Annotated in this window: 15 protein-coding genes; 12 read left to right on the top strand and 3 right to left on the bottom strand. The window is 53.4% G+C overall.

Features of this window, described 5'->3' with window-relative positions; genetic code table 11:
• The first annotated feature begins 785 nt into the window (after window positions 1–785).
• From mobI to soil367_RS18175, 12 genes are all read left to right on the top strand, one after another.
• Window positions 786–1,394 carry a conjugative transfer protein MobI(A/C) gene (gene mobI / locus soil367_RS19075; protein WP_246065428.1) on the top strand — a complete coding sequence of 203 codons (609 nt, stop codon included), beginning with the start codon at window positions 786–788 and terminating at the stop codon, window positions 1,392–1,394.
• A gap of 209 nt (window positions 1,395–1,603) precedes the next feature.
• The gene (locus soil367_RS18225) at window positions 1,604–1,813 is read left to right on the top strand and encodes a helix-turn-helix domain-containing protein (RefSeq protein WP_022992167.1); all 210 of its coding nucleotides are present in this window, start codon (window positions 1,604–1,606) and stop codon (window positions 1,811–1,813) included.
• Window positions 1,810–2,424, top strand: a complete 615-nt coding sequence (locus soil367_RS18220; RefSeq protein ID WP_136550442.1) for a DUF1819 family protein — start codon at window positions 1,810–1,812, stop codon at window positions 2,422–2,424. Before soil367_RS18225 ends, soil367_RS18220 begins: the two co-directional genes overlap by 4 nt.
• The gene (locus tag soil367_RS18215) at window positions 2,421–3,032 is read left to right on the top strand and encodes a DUF1788 domain-containing protein (RefSeq protein ID WP_246065426.1); all 612 of its coding nucleotides are present in this window, start codon (window positions 2,421–2,423) and stop codon (window positions 3,030–3,032) included. Before soil367_RS18220 ends, soil367_RS18215 begins: the two co-directional genes overlap by 4 nt.
• A 43-nt stretch (window positions 3,033–3,075) precedes the next feature.
• Window positions 3,076–6,657 (top strand): BREX system P-loop protein BrxC, encoded by a 3,582-nt coding sequence (gene brxC / locus soil367_RS18210; protein WP_136550441.1) that lies wholly within the window; start codon window positions 3,076–3,078, stop codon window positions 6,655–6,657.
• Between the two features lie 40 nt (window positions 6,658–6,697).
• The gene (locus tag soil367_RS18205; RefSeq protein ID WP_136550440.1) at window positions 6,698–8,368 is read left to right on the top strand and encodes an ATP-binding protein; all 1,671 of its coding nucleotides are present in this window, start codon (window positions 6,698–6,700) and stop codon (window positions 8,366–8,368) included.
• Between the two features lie 125 nt (window positions 8,369–8,493).
• Window positions 8,494–9,660 carry an AAA family ATPase gene (locus soil367_RS18200; protein WP_136550439.1) on the top strand — a complete coding sequence of 389 codons (1,167 nt, stop codon included), beginning with the start codon at window positions 8,494–8,496 and terminating at the stop codon, window positions 9,658–9,660.
• On the top strand, window positions 9,657–10,154 hold the full coding sequence (locus soil367_RS18195; protein ID WP_136550438.1) for a hypothetical protein: 498 nt from the start codon (window positions 9,657–9,659) through the stop codon (window positions 10,152–10,154). The genes soil367_RS18200 and soil367_RS18195 overlap by 4 nt, the downstream gene beginning before the upstream one ends.
• A gap of 3 nt (window positions 10,155–10,157) precedes the next feature.
• Window positions 10,158–13,664 (top strand): BREX-1 system adenine-specific DNA-methyltransferase PglX, encoded by a 3,507-nt coding sequence (gene pglX, locus soil367_RS18190; protein ID WP_136550437.1) that lies wholly within the window; start codon window positions 10,158–10,160, stop codon window positions 13,662–13,664.
• Complete coding sequence (gene pglZ / locus soil367_RS18185; protein WP_136550436.1) at window positions 13,661–16,159, top strand: BREX-1 system phosphatase PglZ type A; 2,499 nt, start codon at window positions 13,661–13,663, stop codon at window positions 16,157–16,159. Before pglX ends, pglZ begins: the two co-directional genes overlap by 4 nt.
• A gap of 12 nt (window positions 16,160–16,171) precedes the next feature.
• Entirely contained in the window at window positions 16,172–18,220 is a 2,049-nt protein-coding gene (gene brxL, locus soil367_RS18180) for a BREX system Lon protease-like protein BrxL (protein ID WP_136550435.1), read from the top strand.
• Window positions 18,221–18,230: 10 nt separating this feature from the next.
• Entirely contained in the window at window positions 18,231–20,327 is a 2,097-nt protein-coding gene (locus tag soil367_RS18175; protein ID WP_136550434.1) for an AAA family ATPase, read from the top strand.
• Window positions 20,328–20,417: 90 nt separating this feature from the next.
• Here soil367_RS18175 and soil367_RS18170 read toward each other — a convergent pair whose 3' ends face one another.
• From soil367_RS18170 to soil367_RS18165, 3 genes are all read right to left on the bottom strand, one after another.
• A complete protein-coding gene (locus tag soil367_RS18170) occupies window positions 20,418–20,768 on the bottom strand; it encodes a DUF7673 family protein (RefSeq protein ID WP_136550433.1) in 351 nt (116 codons plus the stop codon).
• A gap of 105 nt (window positions 20,769–20,873) precedes the next feature.
• A complete protein-coding gene (locus soil367_RS18880) occupies window positions 20,874–21,032 on the bottom strand; it encodes a hypothetical protein (protein WP_172962392.1) in 159 nt (52 codons plus the stop codon).
• A gap of 48 nt (window positions 21,033–21,080) precedes the next feature.
• On the bottom strand, window positions 21,081–21,713 hold the full coding sequence (locus soil367_RS18165) for a recombinase family protein (protein ID WP_136550432.1): 633 nt from the start codon (window positions 21,711–21,713) through the stop codon (window positions 21,081–21,083).
• Window positions 21,714–21,740 lie beyond the last annotated feature (27 nt).

The following is a 21,740-nucleotide window of genomic DNA, read 5'->3' as shown; positions in this document are numbered from 1 at the left end:
GGCTACTCCCGTTCGTTTGTTAATTGCCGGGAGCAATCATCGAAAATATTCGTCTTGGGGGAGAACCGTGGAATTGCCCTTAAAGGGCGTAAAGGCCGGGCTGCCTTTTAACTAATTGATAATAAATGGATAAAAAAACTAAAAATCGAGCCAGAGGAAGCCGTAAAGATAAAACCCTGGCTTTTCTCCCTAATTTTTCCGTTTTTTGTATATTTTTTGATCCGTTCTGTTGTGTGACTTTCACATGTGAAAGTCAGTGTTCGGTATCAGTTGCATTTTTCGACGCACCGAGATCCTCAGTGAACTGTGATCAAGTAGTTTTCAAGGTTCGCACAGTGCTCAACAATTTATTTCTGGAGAGTCTCTTCGGAGCCCCTTTCGAGGCTCGCTGCTTTCGCTGAATGGCGAATGAAAGTGTGCAACGAGCTTCGGGTCTCATAACAGACCTTTGTGATGAATCCATAGCGTCAACGACTCCCACCCGAACACTCAAGATGTTCAGGAGACCTGCCGGATCAACTGGCCATAACGATAGGTCCCCCATAAAAGGGGGAAGGTATGGGCGTTCGCCCTTCTGCCACAATTCTGTAGCTATGGGAATGACTGCCTCAGATCCCCCATCAGATAGGTTATCTGGAGAGAAACTGGCTAAGTCTCGGCCTTTTCCGCCCGAGTCAGAGACCTGGAGGCGTTCTTTGCGCCCAAAAAGGGAAAGAACGGATGTCAGCTCCAAACCGCCGGCCAGATAACATTTGCTCCGAAATCACGAAACGGAGCACCCAATAATGAAACCAACCAATCACAATAAGCAGATTGATGAGATCTCAGCCGCCTGGAAAAGAGCTTCCCAGCATGATGGTATTGATCATGAAGAGCTGACAGTTCGGGCCTACAGCGATTCTGAACTTTTCCTCAAGGCCGTGCACAGAAACACGATTCTCGAACAACACCGCTATTTCTACATTGCACAGCGCCTTTGTGATTTTTTCTGGGAGCAGAACCGGAAACATCGTGGTGTAAGTACGCCCGGTTATCCGGGGCATTACGGTTGCAGGGCAAGACTTCGCGACAACAAGCTCGAGATGTTCTGGTTTTACAACGAATTCAAGCAGAAGAATGATGGCTCCGGAAAGCACCGAGTGATCAGCCACTACATTCCTCGGGAAGGAAAGTACCGTTACCACAAACGGGCGTTTTCCAGGGCTCATGATTGGGAGCTGCCGGTAATAGAGGCGACCGAAAAGGGCTTTGAGCTGCTAAGACGTGCAAATGCCGATCAGGTACAGATTCGGAAGCTATGCCAAGTCAATGAAGCAGCGCTCTTTCAGCTTGCTTGCGACATGGACGACCTGGAGTTGGGAATGACTCTCGGTCTAAGTCAGCCACCACGTTGAAGGCCCGGAACCGACGACCGAAGAACAGGCTGTCCCATCGACAATCGATATAAATGCTGCTCTCTGCCGGTCTATCCGGATTAAATCGGTTGAAAGCGTAGTGACCCCCCTATATATTGGCTTATCAATTTAGATTAGGGCTGCTTCGCCCATGAGATCCTGCCGCCTCAAACGGGGCGGCAACACCATCGCCCATAGGAAGAGAAAACATGGCCGAGATGGAAGACCGCTGGTTATCCGTAGATGAAATAGGCAAGCACCTTGGTGTCAGCAATGACACCGTGTACCGCTGGATCGACAAGCACTCAATGCCCGCCCACCGAATGGGGCGATTTTGGAAGTTCAAAAAAGTCGAAGTAGATGAGTGGGTCAAGGGCGGTGGAGCCGCCGAAACGAGCAAGGGCGAGCGTTCCGAATGACCCAAGGCCGGTATCGCATCTCCTTCACGTCCGGCAGCCTGTATCACCGAGAATCGGTGAAGCTGGCCGATCTGTACCTGTCGCTACGTGACTGGGAAGAGGTGCGGGCTCAAGCTCTACATGACAACCTGCTACAGGCCAGAACGGAAAGCACGGCAAAGCGCACCTGCAGAGAGGCGATTGCACGCCTGAAGACGTTGACCGAAAGCGAACTGACTTTTCTGGCCGAGGCAAACCACCAGGATCAGGCGCACCTCCTGTGGGTTGCGGTGTGCCGCCTGTACCGCTTTATCGCGGACTTTGCGGTGGAAGTACTGCACGAGCGGTTTGTCGCGATGAAGCTGGATCTCAGTTTTGAGGATTTCGATGCCTTCTATAACCGTAAATCGGAATGGCATGACGAACTGGATAATGCCAGCGCCTCAACGCGCGATAAATTGCGACAGGTCCTGTTCAGAATGCTGCGGGAGGCAGGATTGTTAGCTAAGGACAAAACCATCAACGCAATACTGCTAAGCCCCAGGTTGGTTGAGTTGCTGCGTCAGAACAATCCTGACGAGTTTTTCTACTTCCCAGTCTATGAATCCGATATCAGGGGGATGTCAGCTTGAGAAAGGACATTGCCAAAATGCCGATGCAGGAGCGACTACAGCACCTGTTCAGCGTAGTTTCCGGCCAGCGATTTCTGAATAAACAGGGACTGGGTAATGAAGTGCCTTTCTTCATCTGCCCCTACCGGCCTGAAGAAGCGGTCGAAATAGAGCGTCTTCAGCGGCAGTTGGTTAACCGACTGGAGCAGGCGGGCATCCGGATCCTGAGTATCAATCTGTACGACCTGGCCGTCGATATTTTGAAAGAAAGAGACATCTGGGAGCAGGTGTTGGAGCTCGAGCCCACGGTCTCAAAGGATCAGCTGAAGGAACTGCTACAGGGAGTGCTGGACCCGGAAGCCCATTTGGTGCCCGCTATTGCGGCAAAACTGCAGTCCGTTGAGTTTGACGTGCTGTTTCTCTCAGGGGTGGGCGAGGTCTTCCCCTACATACGCTCCCACAACGTGCTCAACAATTTGCAGAGCACCGCCAAAGACCAGCCAACGGTGATGTTCTTCCCGGGCTCCTATACCCACTCGCTGGAAACCGGCGCATCGTTGGATCTGTTCGGCAGGCTGCATGACGACAAGTACTACCGTGCGTTCAACATCTTTCATTACGAAGCCTGAGCGGACGATACGATTCGAGGCGTAATCATTAAGGGAAAGTACAATGACATTGAAGAATATTTTTCTAAAGCCCGTTGACCGCCCCATTGAAGGCGTTATCAAAGCCGACGATGAAGCCAGTCTTCGCCTCGAAATTGAAGAATACGTACTGACCAACGAAGTCGAGAAGCGCCTCGAAGAGTTCCTGGACGCCTACAACAACTACGAAGGGGCGAACGGGGTATGGGTATCCGGCTTCTTCGGCTCGGGTAAGTCACACCTGCTTAAGATGCTGGCCCTTCTGCTTGAAAACCGGGAGATGGACGGCGCTACAACCCTGGACCTGTTCCTTCCCAAGTGCAGCGAGAATGAAATTCTCCGGGGCGACCTGAAGCGAGCTGTCTCAATTCCGGCGAAGAGCATTCTGTTCAACATCGACCAGAAAGCCGATGTCATCAGCAAAACCCAGATCGATGCGCTTCTGGCCGTGTTCGTTAAAGTCTTTGACGAAATGTGCGGCTACTACGGCAAACAGGGGCACATCGCCCAGTTTGAGCGCGATCTGGACGGCCGTGGCCTGTACGAACAGTTCAAAGCCGAGTACGAGGCCATCGCTGGTCGCCCCTGGCAGAAAGGCCGGGAGCAAGCCCTTCTGGAAGGCCCGAATATTGCCAAAGCCTACGCCGCTGTGACCGGTGGCGATCCGCAGTCGGCAGCGGGCATTCTGGACAAGTACCGCAGCGAATACCGCGCTTCAATTGAAGACTTCGCGGACAATGTGAATGCCTATATCGAGAAGCAGGCAAAAGAGGGTGGCCACAAAGAGTTCCGCCTGAACTTCTTTGTGGACGAGGTCGGCCAATACATTGCCGACAACACCAAGCTGATGACCAACCTGCAAACTATTGCAGAGAGCCTCGCCACCAAGTGTCGGGGTCGGGCTTGGATTATCGTCACCGCCCAGGAAGAGATGAAAAACGTGGTTGGCGAAATGGGCAAGCAGCAAGGCAACGATTTCTCGAAAATTCAGGCACGGTTCAATAACCGCATGAAGCTGTCCAGCGCGGACGTGGCGGAAGTCATCCAGAAGCGCCTGCTGACCAAGACCGAAGAAGGCGTCAATCAGCTGTCGGACGTCTACCACGTACAGGCGAACAACTTCAAAACCCTCTTTGACTTCGCGGATGGATCGGCTACCTACCGGAACTTCCGGGACAGGGACCACTTCATCCACAGCTACCCCTTCGTCCCCTTCCAGTTCGCGCTGTTTCAATCGGCGATCCAGAATCTGTCGCAGCACAACGCTTTCGAGGGTAAACACAGTTCTGTCGGTGAGCGCTCCATGCTGGGGGTTTTCCAGCAGGTGGCCATCCACATCGGCAGTCACGAGGTAGGCCAGTTGGCCACCTTTGACCTGATGTTTGAAGGCATCCGCTCCGCACTGAAATCACAAATTCAGCGGGCGATTATTCAGGCTGAGAATCACCTCGACAATGCCTTCGCCATCCGGCTGCTGAAGGCCCTGTTCCTGGTCAAATACGTCAAGGAATTCAAGCCTACGGTGCGCAACCTTTGCGTGCTGATGCTGGATGCCTTCGATCAGGATCTGCCGGCACTTCGCACCAAGGTCGAGGAAGCCCTGAGCCTCTTGGAGCAACAGACCTACATTCAGCGCAACGGGGAGCAGTATGAGTACCTGACGGACGAGGAAAAGGACGTCGAGCAGGAGATCAAGAACACGGAGGTCGAGTCCGCCGATCTTGATGAAGAGCTGGAAAAGATTGTGTTTGACCATGTTATCAAGCAACGAAAAATCCGCTACGAAGGTGGGGAGTCAAAGAGCCAAGGGCAAGATTATCCGTATTCTCGTAAGCTTGATGACCGGTTGTTCGGGAGGGAGCAAGAGCTATGCATACATATCATCAGCCCTTTTCACGAACATTCTGAAAATGAAGACATGCTTCGCACCTTGTCCACATATAGAGCAGAAGAGCTATTCGTCTGGATGCCTGCGGATGCGAGGTTGAGACAAGACCTCCTCCTTATGAAGCAGACGGAAAAATATATCTCACAGAATATGTCGGTCACCCAGCAGGAAGCTGTCAAACGAATCCTGAATGACAAGCGGTTCCAGAACCGTGAGCGCGAGGCCAGGCTCCGGCAGCAGGTTCAGACCCTCATTGGTAAGTCCAAGTTGCTCATCGGCGGCGCCGATGTGGAAGTGGCGAATGAGGACCCCCAGACCCGCATTATTCGGGGCTTCCATGAGCTGATTTCACGGGCTTACCCCAACCTCCGCATGTTGCGCGGCGTTTCCTACACGGAAAACGACATCAGCAATTGCCTTAACCGCACAGACGATGGCCTCTTCGGTAACGACGCCACGGCCCTGGCGGAATCCGAGCAGGAAGTGCTGGCGTTTATTCAGAGCAACAATCGGGGCGGTGTCCGCACCACCCTGAAGAGCCTGCTGGAGAAGTTCGAACGCAAACCCTACGGCTGGTATTACGCCGCGATTCTCTGCACCCTGGCCAACCTGTGCGCCCGTGGCAAGGTGGAAGTTCGTCTCGACGGGAACATCCTGGAGGACAGCGAGCTGGAGCGCGCCCTGCGTAATACTCACGGCCACGGCAACGTGGTGCTGGAACCACAAATTGAGTTCACCGCCTCTCAGGTCCGAGCCCTCAAGTCGTTCTACGAGGACTTCTTCGACAGCCCGCCCCGCAGCAGCGAGGCCAAGGCTCTGGGTAAAGAGGCCGCCGAAGCTTTCCAGGAAATGTATCACGATCTGGATCGCCGGATAGCGCAGGTCGACCAGTACCCCTTTCTCAATGCCTTGAAACCGGCCCTGGATACGCTGAAAGACGTTGCCGGTAAGCCCTACACCTGGCACCTGACGGAATTGGGCAAACAGGAAGACCAACTGCTGGACCTCAAAGAGGATGTCATCGACCCCATCCGTAAATTCATGGGTGGTTCACAAAAAGACATCTACAACCAGGCTCGGTCCTTTCTGCAGAGCCAGGAACCCAACTTCATCTATGTATCCGGAGACGAGATCGAGCAAATCCGTACCATCCTGAACGACCCCAACTGCTACAAAGGGAATCGCATTCAGCAGCTCAAGGGCCAGTTGGACAGCCTGCAGGGGCGCATCGACGAAAAAGTGCAGCAAACCCGAGCTCAGGCAGCAACGGCCCTGAAGACCATGCAGGAACGCATGCAAAGCATGGACGAATATCAGTCCCTACCGGAGCCGCGTCAGGATGAGCTCAACAAACCGTTCCGGGATCTGGTCGATTACCTCGGGCGGGAGCGCCTGATTGCCGTGATCAAGGAGCGGACCCGGTACTTTGAAGAAGAGGGCTACCAGAAGCTGCTGGGCAAAATGGTGGCGCTGGCCAATCAGAAATCAGCACCGGCAGACGACCTCGATCAGCCCCCAGGTAGCCAGAGTGAAGACCAGGGTAACGGGGGGACTCATGAGGTCAAGGAGTCGGCAGCCGACTACGTCCACACCCGCAACCTCCGTGTCGCGTTCGACAAGGCCTGGTTGGCCGACGAGGGGGATGTGGACCGCTATCTGAATGCCCTGCGCGAGGCCCTGCTGGTTGAAGTCCAGCAAGGGCGCAAGGTCCAGATCTAAGCGTGCCGAACCGTTTAATCGGTCAAAGTTGGGGATAGCCATGCACGAAGCCGAACAGGAAATCCAGGCGCTCATTCGCGGCGGCGAAAGCCTTGCCGTCGAATTCAAGAGCGACGTCAAAAGCCTGCCAGACCGGGATCTGGTGGCCGCAGTGGTGGCCCTGGCCAACACCGAGGGCGGTGACTTGTTCCTGGGCGTTGAAGACGATGGCACCCCGACTGGGCTGCATGCCAACCACCGCAACCTCGCCGGCCTGCCAGCACTGATTGCCAATAAGACCATCCCCTCGCTGGCTGTGCGCGTTGAGGCCCTGGAACTGGAAGGGCAACCCATCGCCAGAATCCAAGTGCCCAAATCCCGGCAGTTGGTATCCACCTCGGATGGCCTTCTACAGCGTCGTCGCCTCAGAATGGACGGCACCCCGGAGGCCGTGCCCTTCTACCCCCATGAGTTTGTTCAGCGCCAGTCCAGCCTGGGCGTAACGGACCCCTCCGCTCTACCGTTGGAAAACCTGGCGGTTGAGGACCTGGACCCGATACAGCGCATTCGCATCCGCAACGCCATCAAGAAATACGGTGGCGACCAGAGCCTGATTCCCCTGGCGGACGATGAGCTGGACGGCGCCCTGGGGCTGACTGTGAGCGTGGGAGGCATGCGCCGCCCCACAGTTGCAGGCCTGTTGCTGCTGGGGAACGACATGCAGCTTCGGCAACATCTGCCCTCCCACGAGGTAGCCTTCCAGGTGCTGCGCGGTACCGATGTCCTGGTCAATGAGTTCTACCGCAAACCGCTGCTGGAGACTTTTGAAGAGGTCGAAGTGCTGTTCCGGGCCCGGGTGGAAGAAGAGGAGATTCAGGTCGGGCTGTTTCGTGTGCCCATCCCCAACTTCGACCGCCGGGCCTTCCGGGAAGCCTTCGTGAATGCCCTGGTCCACCGTGACTACAGCGCCCTGGGTGCCGTGCACGTCAAACTGGACGACGACGGCCTGAGCATCAGCAACCCGGGTGGATTTGTGGAAGGCGTCAACCTGGACAACCTTCTGGTAGCTGACCCTCGCTCCCGTAACCCCTTACTGGCTGACATTATCAAGCGCATTGGCCTGGCCGAACGCACTGGCCGGGGTATCGACCGGATCTTCGAAGGCATGCTCCGCTACGGGCGTACCGCCCCCGACTACTCCATGTCATCCGCTCACACGGTCTCCGTGCGCATGAGCGCAGCGGACGCAGACGCCGAGTTCCTGCGCATGATCGTCGAGCGCGAGGAACAGACCGGCGCCGCCATGCCCATCGATAGCTTGATTATCCTGTCCCGGCTGCGCAATGAGCGGCGCTTAAGAACGGCGGATTTGGCCAAGTCAGTACAGAAGCCCGAAACTGTGGTCCGGGGCACCCTGGAAAAGCTGGTGGAAGCCGGCATGGTGGAAGCCCATGGCACCGGCAAGGGCCGCACCTACACCCTGAGCGCCAAGGTCTACCAGGGGGCGGGGCAAAAGGCCGCCTATGTGCGCCAGGCAGGCTTCGATGCCATCCAGCAGGAGCAAATGGTGCTGAATTTCATCGATACCCACGGCAGCATCAAACGAGCGGATGCCGCTGATCTGTGCCATATCAGCCCTTTCCAGGCCACTCGGCTGCTCAACCGCTTGAAAGACAAGGGCGTGATACGCCCGGTAGGCCAGGGCAAGGGGACCCGATATGAGCGAAGCTGATAAAATACGTGCGGCGCACGAAAAATACGAGCGGATACGAGCGGCGAGCGTATTTCCGCGTGCAAGTGAGGGCCGTGGCCGACTGGGTACTGGGTCAGGGGATAGTGAACAATCGGGAAGTAAAAATGATAGACCGGCTTGAACTCAAAAACTTTACGTCATTCGGTGGTCTGGACATCGATTTCTCATCCAAGATCAACGTGATCATTGGTGAAAACGGTACTGGCAAAACCCACTTGCTCAAGGCGGCCTACGGGCTTTGTGCGGGCGCATCCCTTTTCAAGGCCAAACCGGATCTTGGTAAAGCCGAGCTCGAAGCGGCTTTGACGGCCAAGTTCTTACGCCTGTTCATGCCTCTGAATGACAAGCTCGGGAAGATGCACCTTCACGGGGCCAGGGAACACGCGAGTTTAACCGCGCAGTTTGCAGAGGGGCAGAAGGTCAACGCGACCTTTTTCAACAACTCCTCTGAGCTTTCGATCAAGGATTCGCAAAGCTACGCCAAGTACCGAGCTGAGCCGGTGTTTATCCCCACCAAAGAGGTGCTCTCTCTGGTCAAGAGTATGGCTGACGAAACACACGACCAGAAAACGGTCGAGCTGATATTTGATGATGGCTACGTCGATCTTGCTAAAGCCCTGAGCAAATCCAGTGGTGAAGACCTGGACGCGCGAATCAACGAAGATCCGAGGTTGAGTTCGATTATTCCGCAATTGGTCAGCCTGATTGGTGGCCGCTACCAGTGGGAAAACGGCGGCTTCTGCTTCCAGCCAGGTGAATATCGAGAAAAGCCCTCTCCTAAACGAACCAATTCCAAGTCCGCCCAAGCGTATCAGGACTCCACAGTGACGGAGTTCGTTGCAGAAAGCGGTCGTCAGTACTCCAGCAGCATGACAGCGGAAGGCTTCAGGAAGATCGGTATTCTGCACAGGTTGCTAAGTAACGGCGTGCTGTCTCCTGGGTCCAGTGGACCACTGTTCTGGGACGAGCCGGAATCTAATATGAACCCCAAGCTGATGAAGCTGCTTGTTCAGGTTCTTCTGGAGTTGGCGCGAAATAACCAGCAGGTCATTCTCGCCACCCATGATTATGTACTGCTCAAATGGTTTGATCTCCTGGCCCGCCCAGGGCAGGGAGATCATATTCGCTTCCATGCACTGGTCAACAAGGGTGGCCAAGTCACTCTTCAGTCAGCGAATAGCTATAAAGAGCTGGATAACAATGCCATAGCGAACACGTTCAATGACCTGTACGACGAAGAGATCAAGCGCTCGCTCGGGGGCAAAGCATGACTCTTTTCTCTGAAGACGACCTGGAATTCAATTTCAGCGATGCTATTGAGGCCGTTCGCTTCGATGACGACTCGCTACATGGGCAAAGCACCATGAAGCGAGTTGATTTTATTGCGGAGTATGAGGATCGCTTCGTTTTTGTGGAAGTAAAAGACCCTGATAACCCTGTCTCGGCCAATCCTGAAGCATTCAGACAAAAGCTCGTCAGTGGCAATTTGATACCCGATTTAGCGGGGAAGTATAGAGACAGCCTCTGGTTCCGAGTACTCAGCGGTAAGGTGGGAAAACCAGTTCATTATGTCGTCCTGCTTTCCATGGCCGCGCTCGATCCCGCATTGCTGCTCGCCAAACAAGATGAGCTGCACCGCTGCCTGCCGTTGAATCACAAAGACTGGTCTCTGCCGTTTGCACAGGCGTGTGTCATTCTCAACCTGGACCAGTACAAGAAACAATTTGGAACCCATACCGTCCGCAGAATAAGTGCGGGAGCCTAATTCATGGAAACATCGAAACTTAAAAAATTCGCCCAATTCGCTCGCCGGAGCCTGCTCGAACAGGTTACAGCCAAGCTCAAACTGGTATTGGCCGATGAGAGTCCCGCCCGGCGAGAAAGGCCGCAGGCGATTAAAAAGCTGGAAGAGGCGGTAACCGATCAAGGCAAAGAGCAGGTTATTGAGCGGGTGGCCTATATCTGGTTCAACCGTTTCTGCGCCCTGCGTTTTATGGATGTGAACCGTTATAACCGCATTGGCGTGGTTTCACCCGCTGAGGGGCAGTTCCAGCCCGAGATCCTGGCCGATGCCAAGATGGGCCACATCGATGAGGAAATGGTGTCGGAGTCAACCCGTCAAAAGATCTTCGCCCTCCTGGATGGAAAGACACCCAGTCAGGACCCGCAGGGGGAAGCCTATCGCCTGCTGGTTGTAGCTGCCTGTAACTATTGGCACAGCGCCATGCCGTTCCTGTTCGAGCGCATTGACGATTACACCGAGCTTTTGATGCCGGATGATCTGCTATCCGGCAACTCGATCCTGGCCTATACCCGCGAAGCCATGACGCCGGATGCGTGTGAAGATGTTGAGGTCATAGGCTGGCTGTATCAGTTCTATATTTCTGAGAAGAAAGACCAAGTATTTGTTGATCTGAAGAAGAACAAGAAGGTCACACCGGAAAATATTCCGGCGGCGACCCAGCTGTTCACGCCGCACTGGATTGTCCGCTATTTGGTGGAAAACTCGCTGGGACGCCTCTGGATGCTCAACCGTCCTGATTCTGGCTTAACTAAGAAGATGGATTACTACATCAAGCCGGAGGAAACAGAAACTGATTTTCTCCGCATCAGCAGCCCCGAAGAGATCAAGATCTGCGACCCGGCCTGCGGATCGGGACATATGCTGACGTATGCCTTCGATTTGCTGTATGCCATTTATGAGGAGGAAGGTTACGAGCCTAGCGATATTCCAGCCAAGATTCTGACTCATAACCTTTACGGCATCGAGGTCGACGAGCGTGCCGGTGAACTGGCTGCTTTTGCATTGACGATGAAGGCACGGGCCAAGCAACGGCGGTTCTTTCGGAAGCCGGTCCAGCCGAATGTTGTCGTTCTGCAGAACGTGACCTTTACCGAGGCTGAGATGCACGACGTGGCTTCTCTGGTGGGCAAGGATCTTTTCACTGACGAGCTGCGTGAGACTTTGGGGCAGTTCGAGCAAGCGAAGAATTTCGGCTCGCTGATCTTACCGCAGCTAAGCAATGCAGCTGAATTGTTGCGGGTGGTCGATGACCAGGGTCCCGGTGACGACCTTCTGCAACGGGAGGTACAGGCGCGTCTCCTAACCGTTCTAAAAATGGTCGAGGCGCTATCGCCCAAATATCATGTGGTTGTGGCCAATCCGCCATATATGGGCACGAAAGGGATGAATGATTCGCTTTCATCTTGGTTGAAAGAGACATATCCTAACTATAAATCCGACCTTTTTGCAGCGTTCGTCCCTCGCTGTTCTCTCTTGGGGGCGCCACTCGCAAGGATCGGAATAATGAGCCCGCATGTGTGGATGTTCATTTCGTCACACGAAAGGCTCAGAGCTTTCATCACAGAAGATACTACGCTAACTAATGTTGTAGAACTCCCGCTAACCGGATTTTCCGGTGCTACCGTACAAATCGCAGCGTACAACTTTATAAACCGTAACGAATCCGGTTATCGCGCAAATTTTATTAGTCTCCTGAACTTCAATGGAGGCGAGAAAGAAATGTCACAGCGCGCTCTCGCTGCTATTCAAGACCAGTCGCTATCTTATGTGTATCGAGCAAGCGGTGATGAATTCATCAAGATTCCTGGAAGGCCCATTGCGTATAGCGCTGGCAGGCGGTTACGTGAAACATTTCTATTACCCGAAAGAATTGGTGAGATTGCCAAACCAAGACAAGGTATGGCGACGACCAACAATGATCTGTTTCTTCGAGTTTGGAGTGAAGTTGGACTAGATAAAATTAATTTTGATTGTCGTTCTGAAAGCGAAGCTCAAAGTTCAGGTGCAAAATGGTTTCCGTACAATAAAGGTGGTCCGTTTCGGAAGTGGAGTGGCAACTTCATATTTGTGGTTAATTTCGAAGATCGAGGAAAAGCCATTTGTGATTATATCGACAATACACCTGGCGCCAGGGTTGGCTCTAATGGTCGGGTAATCAATCGAGAATTCTACTTCAGAGAGGGTGTCACCTGGTCAGACATCAAGACGGGTGGTTTCGGAGCGCGACTTAGTCCTCACGGTTTTATCTTTGATGTGAAAGGGTCTTCGGGATTTCCTGAACCGCAGAAGCGTCTTTCTGTCCTGGGACTCTTGTCGAGCAAGCTCGCCACGAAATACATCGATGTTTTGAATCCAACTGTAACTTTTCAAGTAGGTGACATTGCACGCATTCCGTATAAAGACGTCGATGCAGACATTGTCGTGGCTAGGCTTTCAGAGCTTTCAAAGTCAGACTGGGATGCTTTTGAAACTTCGTGGAATTTCAAAAGGCTCCCGCTACTCTCGCCCGAGCATCGCGGCAGGACAACTGCGTCCAGCTATGCGGACCTTCGGGCCTATTGGCGAGAAATAACGCTTGAAATGCAAAAGCTGGAGGAAGAGAACAACCGCATCTTCATTGATGCCTATGGCCTGCAGGATGAGTTGACACCAGATGTACCTTTGGAGGAAGTCACTCTGACCTGCAATCCTCACTACCGGTACGGCAACAACAAAAGTGAGGAAGAGCTGGAGTCACTTCTTCTGGCCGACACCATGCGTGATCTTGTGTCATATGCCGTGGGTTGCATGTTCGGTCGCTACGCGCTGGACAAACCGGGGCTGGTCCTGGCCAATCAGGGAGAAACGGTCGAGGACTACCTGAAGCAGATCCCGGAGCCGAGCTTCCCGGCGGATGATGACAATGTCATCCCTATGCTTGATGGCGACTGGTTCACCGACGACATCACTGAGCGCTTCCGTGAATTCCTGCGCATCGCCTTTGGCGAAGAGCACTATGACAAAAACCTTCGCTTTGTCGAGCAGGCGCTGGGTAAGGACATCCGCAAGTACTTCCTGAAGGACTTCTACAACGACCACGTGCGCCGTTACAAGAAACGCCCCATCTACTGGCTGTTCTCTTCACCTAAGGGCTCGTTCAATGCGCTGATCTACATGCACCGCTACCAACCCCACACGGTGGGCACGGTGCTAGAGTATCTGCGCGATTTCAAAGACGAAAAGCTGCAAGCCCGGAAGAACTACCTAGAAGCCGTCAGTATCAGCGCCGGGGCCTCCCAGGGTGATAAGACCAAGGCCCTGAAAGAGATCGAGAAGATCAACAAGATCCTCGCCGAACTGGATGACTACGAGCGGGACGTGCTCTACCCCCTGGCCACCGAACAGGTGGAAATCGATCTCGATGACGGGGTGAAGGCCAACTATCCGAGATTTGGCGACGCTTTGAAAAAGATTACCGGGTTAAGTCAATGAGTGGCCGTATTAGCCAGGCTCTGAGCCGACTGTTCGATAAGCACCGAATCGTGTTTTGGTACGACACCAAACACGAGCTGCGCGGTGACTTCGAGGCGGTTTCCATTCCTGACGTAGAAAAGGCCGAAATCGCCAACAACGAGTACGGTCTGAAACATCGCATCCTGCGGGAGTCACCGGAACAGAAATTCCTTTTGTACAAGGAGGGGCCACAACCGGAGGACCTGGATAACTGGTTGCTGGACGTACAGCTGGCCCACGGCGAGTTCCGGACTGACCAGGCGGCCATCTGGCTGTCCGAGCTGGAATTGGGCCTGGAGTTTGCCGAGGTAGCCCAGGCCCACGCGGAGTTCTTTCAGGCGAACAAGCGCAAGGAGGCGTTGAAGAAGCTGCTGAAGCCGGATGACACCGCTGGCCAATTGCGCCTGAAGATGCTGGCCGTGTGTGCCGGTAGCGAGCCCCGTATGGACTCGGTGGTGGAAACCCTGCTGCAGCAATTGGCGGAAGGGCGCGACGATGGCATCAGGCTGATTGAACGGTGCGGTCTGGATAGCTTCTGGTGGGAACAACTGACCCGTTTCTACGGCTATGAGGCCATTGAACCCAGCCTGCGCGACTTCGTGATTGAGCTGTTTAAGTCCTGCTACGCCATGGGTACGGATGGCGAGGTTAAACTGACCGGCGACGCCTTGGTGTTCCTCAAACGCTGGAAGGACAGCCGGCAGTTCGAGCAGGGGTTTGAAACCCTGTCTGCTGAGTGTGCCGAGGTTCTGGGCATCGAACAGGATCTGGGTAAACGAGACCTCCGAGACCTGGTTGAGCTGGATTACTTCCGGCTGATCGACCAGAAGATTATCAGCGACCTGGTGCGGGCGGTGGTCGGCCGCACGGTCACCAGCGGTGATGTGGCGCTGTGGGTGCGCCAGCGGCGCCAGGGCCACTGGTATGGCGAGTTCCGCCACCTGTATGAAGCCATCGAGTTTGCGGCTCGTTTTGTCCAGATGCTGGGTGAGGCTCGCCTCACCATGGACAGCCTGTCCGACGGCGTTCAGCGATACACCCGCACCTGGTTTCAGCTGGATCAGCTCTACCGCAAGTTTACCTACCATGTGCGCATGTCCGGCCAGGCATCGCTGATGGGCGAACTCAGTGAGCAGGTGGAAAACCTGTATTCCAACAACTATCTACTCAAGCTTGGCGATGGCTTTCAGGTTCACGTGGATGCCGTCCCGCGCTGGGAGGCCTATCCGGTCGTTCAGCAGAAGGCTTTTTTTGAACATTGGGTGCGCCCGTACCTGCGCAAGGACAAACGGATCTGCGTGATCATTTCCGACGCCATGCGCTACGAGATCGGTGATGAGCTGCTCGGCTTTATCCGCCAGGAGGATCGTTACAGCGCGGAGCTTGAGCCGGCACTCTCAACCCTGCCCAGCTATACACAGCTGGGTATGGCGGCGTTGTTGCCTAACAAATCGCTGGCTATCGCTGACAACGATACCGGCACGGTACTGGTGGATGGCCAGAGCTCACAGGGCACGGCCAACCGCACCAAGATCCTGCGGGCCGCCCTGGATGGGCGGGGGCAAGCCGTCAAGGCGGAAGATTTTATGCAGCTCAACCGGGACGACAGCCGGGAGCTGCTCAAGGGTAACGATGTGGTGTACATCTACCACAACCGTATCGACCACACCGGCGACAAGATGCATTCAGAGGGGCAGGCCTTTGAAGCGGCGGAACAGACCCTGGCTGATCTCATACGCCTGATCAAGAAGCTTACGGCCGCCAACGCCAACAACCTTCTAATCACCGCTGACCACGGCTTTATTTACCAGAACCGTGAGCTGGACGAGAGTGATTTCCTGGGCGATGCCGTTTCTGGCGACGATATTCGCTACCGGGATCGTCGTTTCGTGCTGGGCAAGGGGCTGTCCACCTCGCCGGCTTTCCATCACTTCTCGTCTGAGCAGCTTGGCCTGGATGGCGAGATGGAGGTGCAGATCCCCAAGTCCATCAACCGGCTGCGCCTAAAGGGCTCCGGCAGCCGTTTTGTGCATGGCGGCGCATCGTTGCAGGAAGTGGTGATTCCGGTCCTGAAGGTCAACAAGAAGCGCCAGAGCGATGTCAGCGCCGTTGAGGTGGACATCCTGCGTGGGGCCAGCTCGGTGATCACTTCCGGCCAACTGGCGGTCACCTTGTATCAGTCCGGGCCGGTTACCGAGAAAGTACAGCCTCGCCACCTGCGGGCCGGGATTTATACCCAGTCAGGGGAGTTGATTTCGGACAGTCACGAGCTGTCGTTTGACCTGACCTCGGAGAACCCCCGCGAGCGGGAGCTTCAGGTGCGCTTCGTGCTGAGCCGCAAGGCGGACGAGGCCAACGGCCAGGAGGTCTTTCTGCGGCTGGATGAGCAGCATGCCGGTACGTCCCACTACAAGGAATACAAGTCGCTCAGGTATTTGATGCGGCGGTCCTTTACCAGCGATTTTGATTTCTGAGGGTTATAGCCAATGAGCACGCTTGACCAAAAGATCAACGAACACTTCCCCGGGTTGGTAGTGCGCAAAGACCTGGTGAAAACGGTCAAGGGCAACGCCATCGTTCCCTCATACGTGCTGGAGTATCTGCTTGGCCAGTACTGCGCCACCAGCGATGAGGCCACGATTCAGACGGGTATCGAAACGGTCAAGGAGATTCTGGCCAAGCACTATGTCCACCGAAACGAGGCCGGGCTGGTGCGCTCGAATATCAAGGAAAAGGGGCGCTACAAGGTGATCGACAAGATCAGCGTGGCCCTGAATGAGAAGACGGATGCCTACGAGGCGCAGTTCTCCAACCTGGGGATCAAGAAGGTGCTGGTGGATTCCGGAACCGTGAAGGCTCACCCCAAACTGCTTGTAAGCGGCGTCTGGTGCATCGCGGACATCGAATACGTATTTTCTGAAGACCAGAATGCCAGTCCCTGGATCCTGTCCACCCTCAAGCCGATTCAGCTTTCGCACTTCGACTATGACGCCTACGTTGCAGCGCGGCAGCAGTTCAGCACCGATGAGTGGATTGACCTGCTGATACAGAGCATCGGCTTTAACCCGGACATGTTTGGCAAGCGCAGCAAGCTCCTCCAGCTCCTGCGTCTGGTTCCTTTCTGCGAGCGCAACTACAACCTGATTGAACTTGGCCCCAAGGGGACAGGTAAATCCCACGTTTACTCCGAGTTCTCGCCCCATGGGATTCTGGTATCCGGCGGTGAAGTCACCGTACCCAAACTGTTTGTGAATAACTCCAGCGGCAAGATCGGCTTGGTAGGGTACTGGGATTGTGTGGCCTTCGACGAATTCGCCGGCAAGCAGAAGCGCGTCGACAAAGCCCTCGTCGACATCATGAAGAACTACATGGCCAACAAGTCCTTCTCCCGGGGTGTGGAAACCCTGGGCGCCGAGGCCTCCATGGTGTTCGTGGGAAATACCCGGCATACCGTGCCGTATATGCTGAAACATTCCGACCTGTTCGATGAGCTTCCGGACAAGTTCTACGATTCCGCCTTTCTGGACCGGATCCACTTCTACATCCCGGGGTGGGAGGTCGACATCATCCGGGGCGAGATGTTCTCCGACGGCTATGGCTTCGTGGTGGACTACCTTGCGGAAATCCTGCGCTCGATGCGGAACTACGATTACTCCGATCAGTATAAGGAGCACTTTACCCTGTCTTCGGATATCTCAACCCGTGACCGGGACGGTATCAACAAGACCTTTTCCGGCTTGATGAAGATCCTGTTCCCCCAGGGGGGAGCGACCAGGGAAGAGGTGGAAGAAGTGCTGCGTTTTGCCATCGAGGGGCGCAAGCGGGTCAAGGACCAGTTACAACGGATTGATACCACCTACGGAGAAGTACGCTTTTCCTATCACGATCAGCAAGGGCAGGAACGGCTGGTCACCACACTTGAGGAAGAGGAGTACCCGGGTTACTACCACCAGACGGTGTCTACCCCTGATGACGGGGGAGTAGAACCCGAGCCAACAGCGGACGTTAAAGGTGTCGAGCCCAAAGAGCCATATTCCCCCGAGCCCGTACTGGAAGAAAAGCACCTGACCTTCCAGGAAAACCAGAAGGGTATCTCATTCGACGGCTTGTTTGGCCCGTACCTGAAGGGAGCCAGCAAGATCACCGTCACAGACCCCTACATTCGGCTTTTCTACCAGATCCGAAATTTCATGGAGTTTCTCGAAGCTATCGTGAAGAACAAGGCCGAAGAGGATGAAGTGGCGGTTCACCTCGTCTCCGTCCGCGACGAGTTCAAGGGTGATCTGCAAGACGAGAGTTTTGAAAAGATCCAGGAATCCGCTCGCACCGTGGGCATCGACTTCACCTGGGAGTTTGATGAAAGCGGCACCATTCACGCCCGTCATATCGTTACGGACCACGGCTGGAAGATCTCACTGGATCGGGGGTTGGACATCTTCCAGCACTACGAGATGAATGAAACCTTCGCGTTTGCCAACCGGTTGCAGCAGTTTCGGTCTAGCAAGGCCTTTGAGGTGACGTTTATTAAAGTTTAGGGAGCGCGAAATGAATATCGAGATTAAAAATTGCAATAACATTGATTGGGCTAGTTTGGTTCTTTCTGAAAATACGCTGAACATAAAGTTCGCACCAAACGGAACCGGAAAAAGCTCAATTGCTCGGGCAATTACCCTCGGTACGACTGAAGGCTCAAATTTAAATGAACTCATCCCATTTAAGCTTAGAAAATCCAATCCAGATGGAATAACACCCGAAGTTACCGGCATAGAAAGCATCAATACTGTCATGTGCTTCAACGAGGAGTACGTCAGTCAGTTTGTGTTCAAAACTGATGAGTTGCTCAGAAACAGCTTTGATATATTGATTAGAACAGATGCCTACAAAAAGAAAGAGCAGGAAATTGAAAGTTTGATCCAAGATATCAAACAACTATTTTCTGGAAATCAAGAACTGGAAACCTTGATAACCACCCTCAAGGAAATGGGAAATGCTTTCAAGTTGACCAAATCCGGTTTGTCCAAATCTTCGACAGGAATGAAAGGACTATCTTCAGGCAATAAAATTCAACATGTTCCCTCTGGCCTTGAATCTTATACACCGTTCATTCAGAGCGAAAACAGTGTTAACTGGATTGACTGGCAAACAAAGGGGTACGAATTTTCGGAACTATCTGATAGTTGTCCATTTTGCACCTCGCATGTAGCTGAAAAGAAGGATCAGATCAAGAAGGTTGGCGAAGAATATGATAAAAATACGATTAAGAACCTGATCGCCATAATCGGTGTGATCGAAAAGTTGGGCGACTTCTTTTCTAAAGAGGCGAAGGGTAAACTGAAGGCAATTACAGAACTGAAGGACGGGATTGAAAAAGAACATGAAGCATTTCTTGCTTCGGTAAAAAGTCAAATCGATAATTTCACTGAGAAGCTCGAAAATCTTAGAACACTTTCTGCTTTCCAATTTAAAGACGGTGAAAAAGTTTCTGAAAAACTCCCTGCCTATAAACTGGACCTGGCTTTTTTCTCGGAGCTTAATTCAGAAAGGATGCTGGAAGCCATCACTCCGATTAACGACTCTATCGACGAAGTAATTGCACAGGCCAACCAACTTCAGGGAAAGATCAGTCAGCAACGAAGCGAGATGAAGAGAACGGTCGAACGGCATCAGATCGACATTAACAATTTTCTCTCATATGCAGGTTACCGATATAAGGTTGAGATAGTAGGTGAAGGCGAACAGTCACAACTGAAACTGAGACATGCCGATCACGAGGAATATCTCAGCGGCGGAAGTCAACACCTCAGTTTTGGTGAAAGAAATGCTTTTGCCATCGTTCTTTTCATGTATGAGTGTCTTTCAAGAAAACCGGACTTGATCATTCTGGATGACCCAATTTCTTCATTTGACAAGAACAAAAAGTATGCCATTCTCGAAATGCTTTTCCGTCGAAAAGCTGATTCATGCTTGAAGAGTAAAACAGTTTTGATGCTTACACATGATGTGGAGCCAATTATCGATACCATTAAGTCTCTTGCGCATAAGTTCAGCAATCAGACTTCGGCATCGTTTCTGAGGCTTGAATCTGGCCAGTTAGTTGAATATGTAATCAGAAAAGAGGATATGCAAACCTTTTCCCAGATTTGCAAGAATGCTCTCGCCTCTGACAAGGATAATGTTATCAAGCTGATTTACATGAGACGTCATTTTGAAATTTCTGACGACAAGGGAGACGCTTATCAAGTACTCTCTAATATTCTGCATAAGAGAGAGCGTGCAATTGATACCAGAGAACCCATAGGGGCAGATAGCAATTATCCGGAAATGGTTCCTGCTAAGTTCTCCAATGGATGCAATGAAATAGCGGGATTTCTGAACGGATTTTCATATCCTGACATTTTGAATCGAGTTACTGATATCAATGCGCTGAAATCGCTTTATAGAGCTTCTGAGAACGGGTATGAAAAACTTCAGATTTTTCGCCTGTTAGACCTGGATATTGAGAATTCTGTTGTTCAGAAGTTTATCAATGAAACATATCACATTGAGAATGAGTTTATTTGCCAGCTTGATCCTGCAAGGTTTGATACAATTCCGGAGTATGTCATCTCTGAATGTGATCGGATTCTGCAGGAGGTCCAATGAAGCTCCTCCACACATCCGACTGGCACATTGGGCGCACAACACCCGTTACGAGGCTGGGTAGGTTTCGATCAGTATAGTCCAACAAGCGTATCACGCTTTCGACTCCTGTTCCCACCAAGCCTGAAACAACTCATCACCACCCGGCACATAGGTGTGAACCTCCCGGCCATTCCAATCCAGCGCCAGAACCTGCAAGGCTGCCTGTTGCAGTTCGGTATCCAAGGCTCTCAACCGGTTCAACTCGAATGGCCAGTGGCTGGCGTTATAAAGGCCAAGAAGGAAACGCCGGACATGCCGAGCCTGGCCGCCCCCACTATGAGCGGCGTCGATCAGTATTGTGAGAGCTGGAAGCCCCGAGTCCTCCCGCTGTTGCCTCCGCTTTTCTTCCTGTTCCAGTAAAAGAAGAAAGCTTTCGGGAAGCGTGGCTGCTTTGTCCGTCATGTGCATAACCTCATATCGACTTCACGATTATGCTGCCATGGATGACGCAGTAGGCACGGCTCTCAAACTGCCCGTTTTGGGCAAGGACACCGCTTTGCCCCGAATTTATTTCAGATCGCCATTGTGACGGGGTGATCTTTTTCGGAACTTACGCTCTACGAACGCTTCCAGACGGTCCGCGTTTCGGTAGGCGATAACGCAGATAAAAAGTACGACTGCGACAAAGCTCAGGAATGCAATCAGTGTGGCAGATAGGTTCAGCATATTCAGGTCTCCAATGGTTGATGGCCCCTTGAGGGCCCTTCGTTGGTCTCAGGCCACAGCATCGGCCTGTCTTTGTTCTTTGGCGACAGACGCAATTATGTGGCGGGAGCAGCTCAGCATCTCCTGGATCTCGCTGTAGCTGTGGCCGCTCTTGAGAAGGCTGGCGATGTGCTGCCTGCGCTTCAGGTCTGGCTGCCGCCCCTGGTACTTACCCTCCGTTTTGGCTTTGTGGATGCCCTGGAACTGCCGACGCCGGCGGTCTTCGTAGTCTTTTCGGGCCACCGCAGCCAGCATGTCGAGCATCATGGCGTTTACGGCCCGGAGAATGGAGTCGGTGAATCCGGTGTCGTCTTTCTTCTCCAGGGCCAGCCAACTGGTTGGCAACTCCGGAGAAACAATGGCTAACCGCTTGGCGGCCAGCTTTTGCTTGAGGGAATCCCAATCACTTTGTTTGAGGCGGGCTAGACGGTCGATCTGTTCGACCAGCACAATGTCACCCTCGCCGGAATCCGCGATCAGCTTCATCAGCTCGGGCCGGTGCAAAGTAGCGCCGGACACATTCTCCACATAGAAAGCTGCAATGCGTTGACCGTGGTTGGCTGCGAACTGTACCAGTGACTCCCGGGCTCGCTCCGCGTTCTGTTCCTGCGTGGATGCCCGCAGGTAGGCTCGAATAAACATTTTCCGCTCCTCAGTCTGTTATAAGTG

This window comes from Hydrocarboniclastica marina (genome assembly GCF_004851605.1).
Classification (GTDB): Bacteria; Pseudomonadota; Gammaproteobacteria; order Pseudomonadales; family Oleiphilaceae; genus Hydrocarboniclastica; species Hydrocarboniclastica marina.
This window is presented reverse-complemented; position numbering and strand designations above follow the sequence as displayed.

Coding starts and splice junctions, on each gene's coding strand:
- soil367_RS18880 (WP_172962392.1), bottom strand. CDS start 21,032: ATGCTGAACCTATCTGCCACACTGATTGCATTCCTGAGCTTTGTCGCA.
- brxL (WP_136550435.1), top strand. CDS start 16,172: ATGAGCACGCTTGACCAAAAGATCAACGAACACTTCCCCGGGTTGGTA.
- pglZ (WP_136550436.1), top strand. CDS start 13,661: ATGAGTGGCCGTATTAGCCAGGCTCTGAGCCGACTGTTCGATAAGCAC.
- soil367_RS18205 (WP_136550440.1), top strand. CDS start 6,698: ATGCACGAAGCCGAACAGGAAATCCAGGCGCTCATTCGCGGCGGCGAA.
- soil367_RS18165 (WP_136550432.1), bottom strand. CDS start 21,713: ATGTTTATTCGAGCCTACCTGCGGGCATCCACGCAGGAACAGAACGCG.
- soil367_RS18220 (WP_136550442.1), top strand. CDS start 1,810: ATGACCCAAGGCCGGTATCGCATCTCCTTCACGTCCGGCAGCCTGTAT.
- soil367_RS18200 (WP_136550439.1), top strand. CDS start 8,494: ATGATAGACCGGCTTGAACTCAAAAACTTTACGTCATTCGGTGGTCTG.
- mobI (WP_246065428.1), top strand. CDS start 786: ATGAAACCAACCAATCACAATAAGCAGATTGATGAGATCTCAGCCGCC.
- soil367_RS18225 (WP_022992167.1), top strand. CDS start 1,604: ATGGCCGAGATGGAAGACCGCTGGTTATCCGTAGATGAAATAGGCAAG.
- soil367_RS18170 (WP_136550433.1), bottom strand. CDS start 20,768: ATGACGGACAAAGCAGCCACGCTTCCCGAAAGCTTTCTTCTTTTACTG.
- soil367_RS18195 (WP_136550438.1), top strand. CDS start 9,657: ATGACTCTTTTCTCTGAAGACGACCTGGAATTCAATTTCAGCGATGCT.
- brxC (WP_136550441.1), top strand. CDS start 3,076: ATGACATTGAAGAATATTTTTCTAAAGCCCGTTGACCGCCCCATTGAA.
- soil367_RS18175 (WP_136550434.1), top strand. CDS start 18,231: ATGAATATCGAGATTAAAAATTGCAATAACATTGATTGGGCTAGTTTG.
- pglX (WP_136550437.1), top strand. CDS start 10,158: ATGGAAACATCGAAACTTAAAAAATTCGCCCAATTCGCTCGCCGGAGC.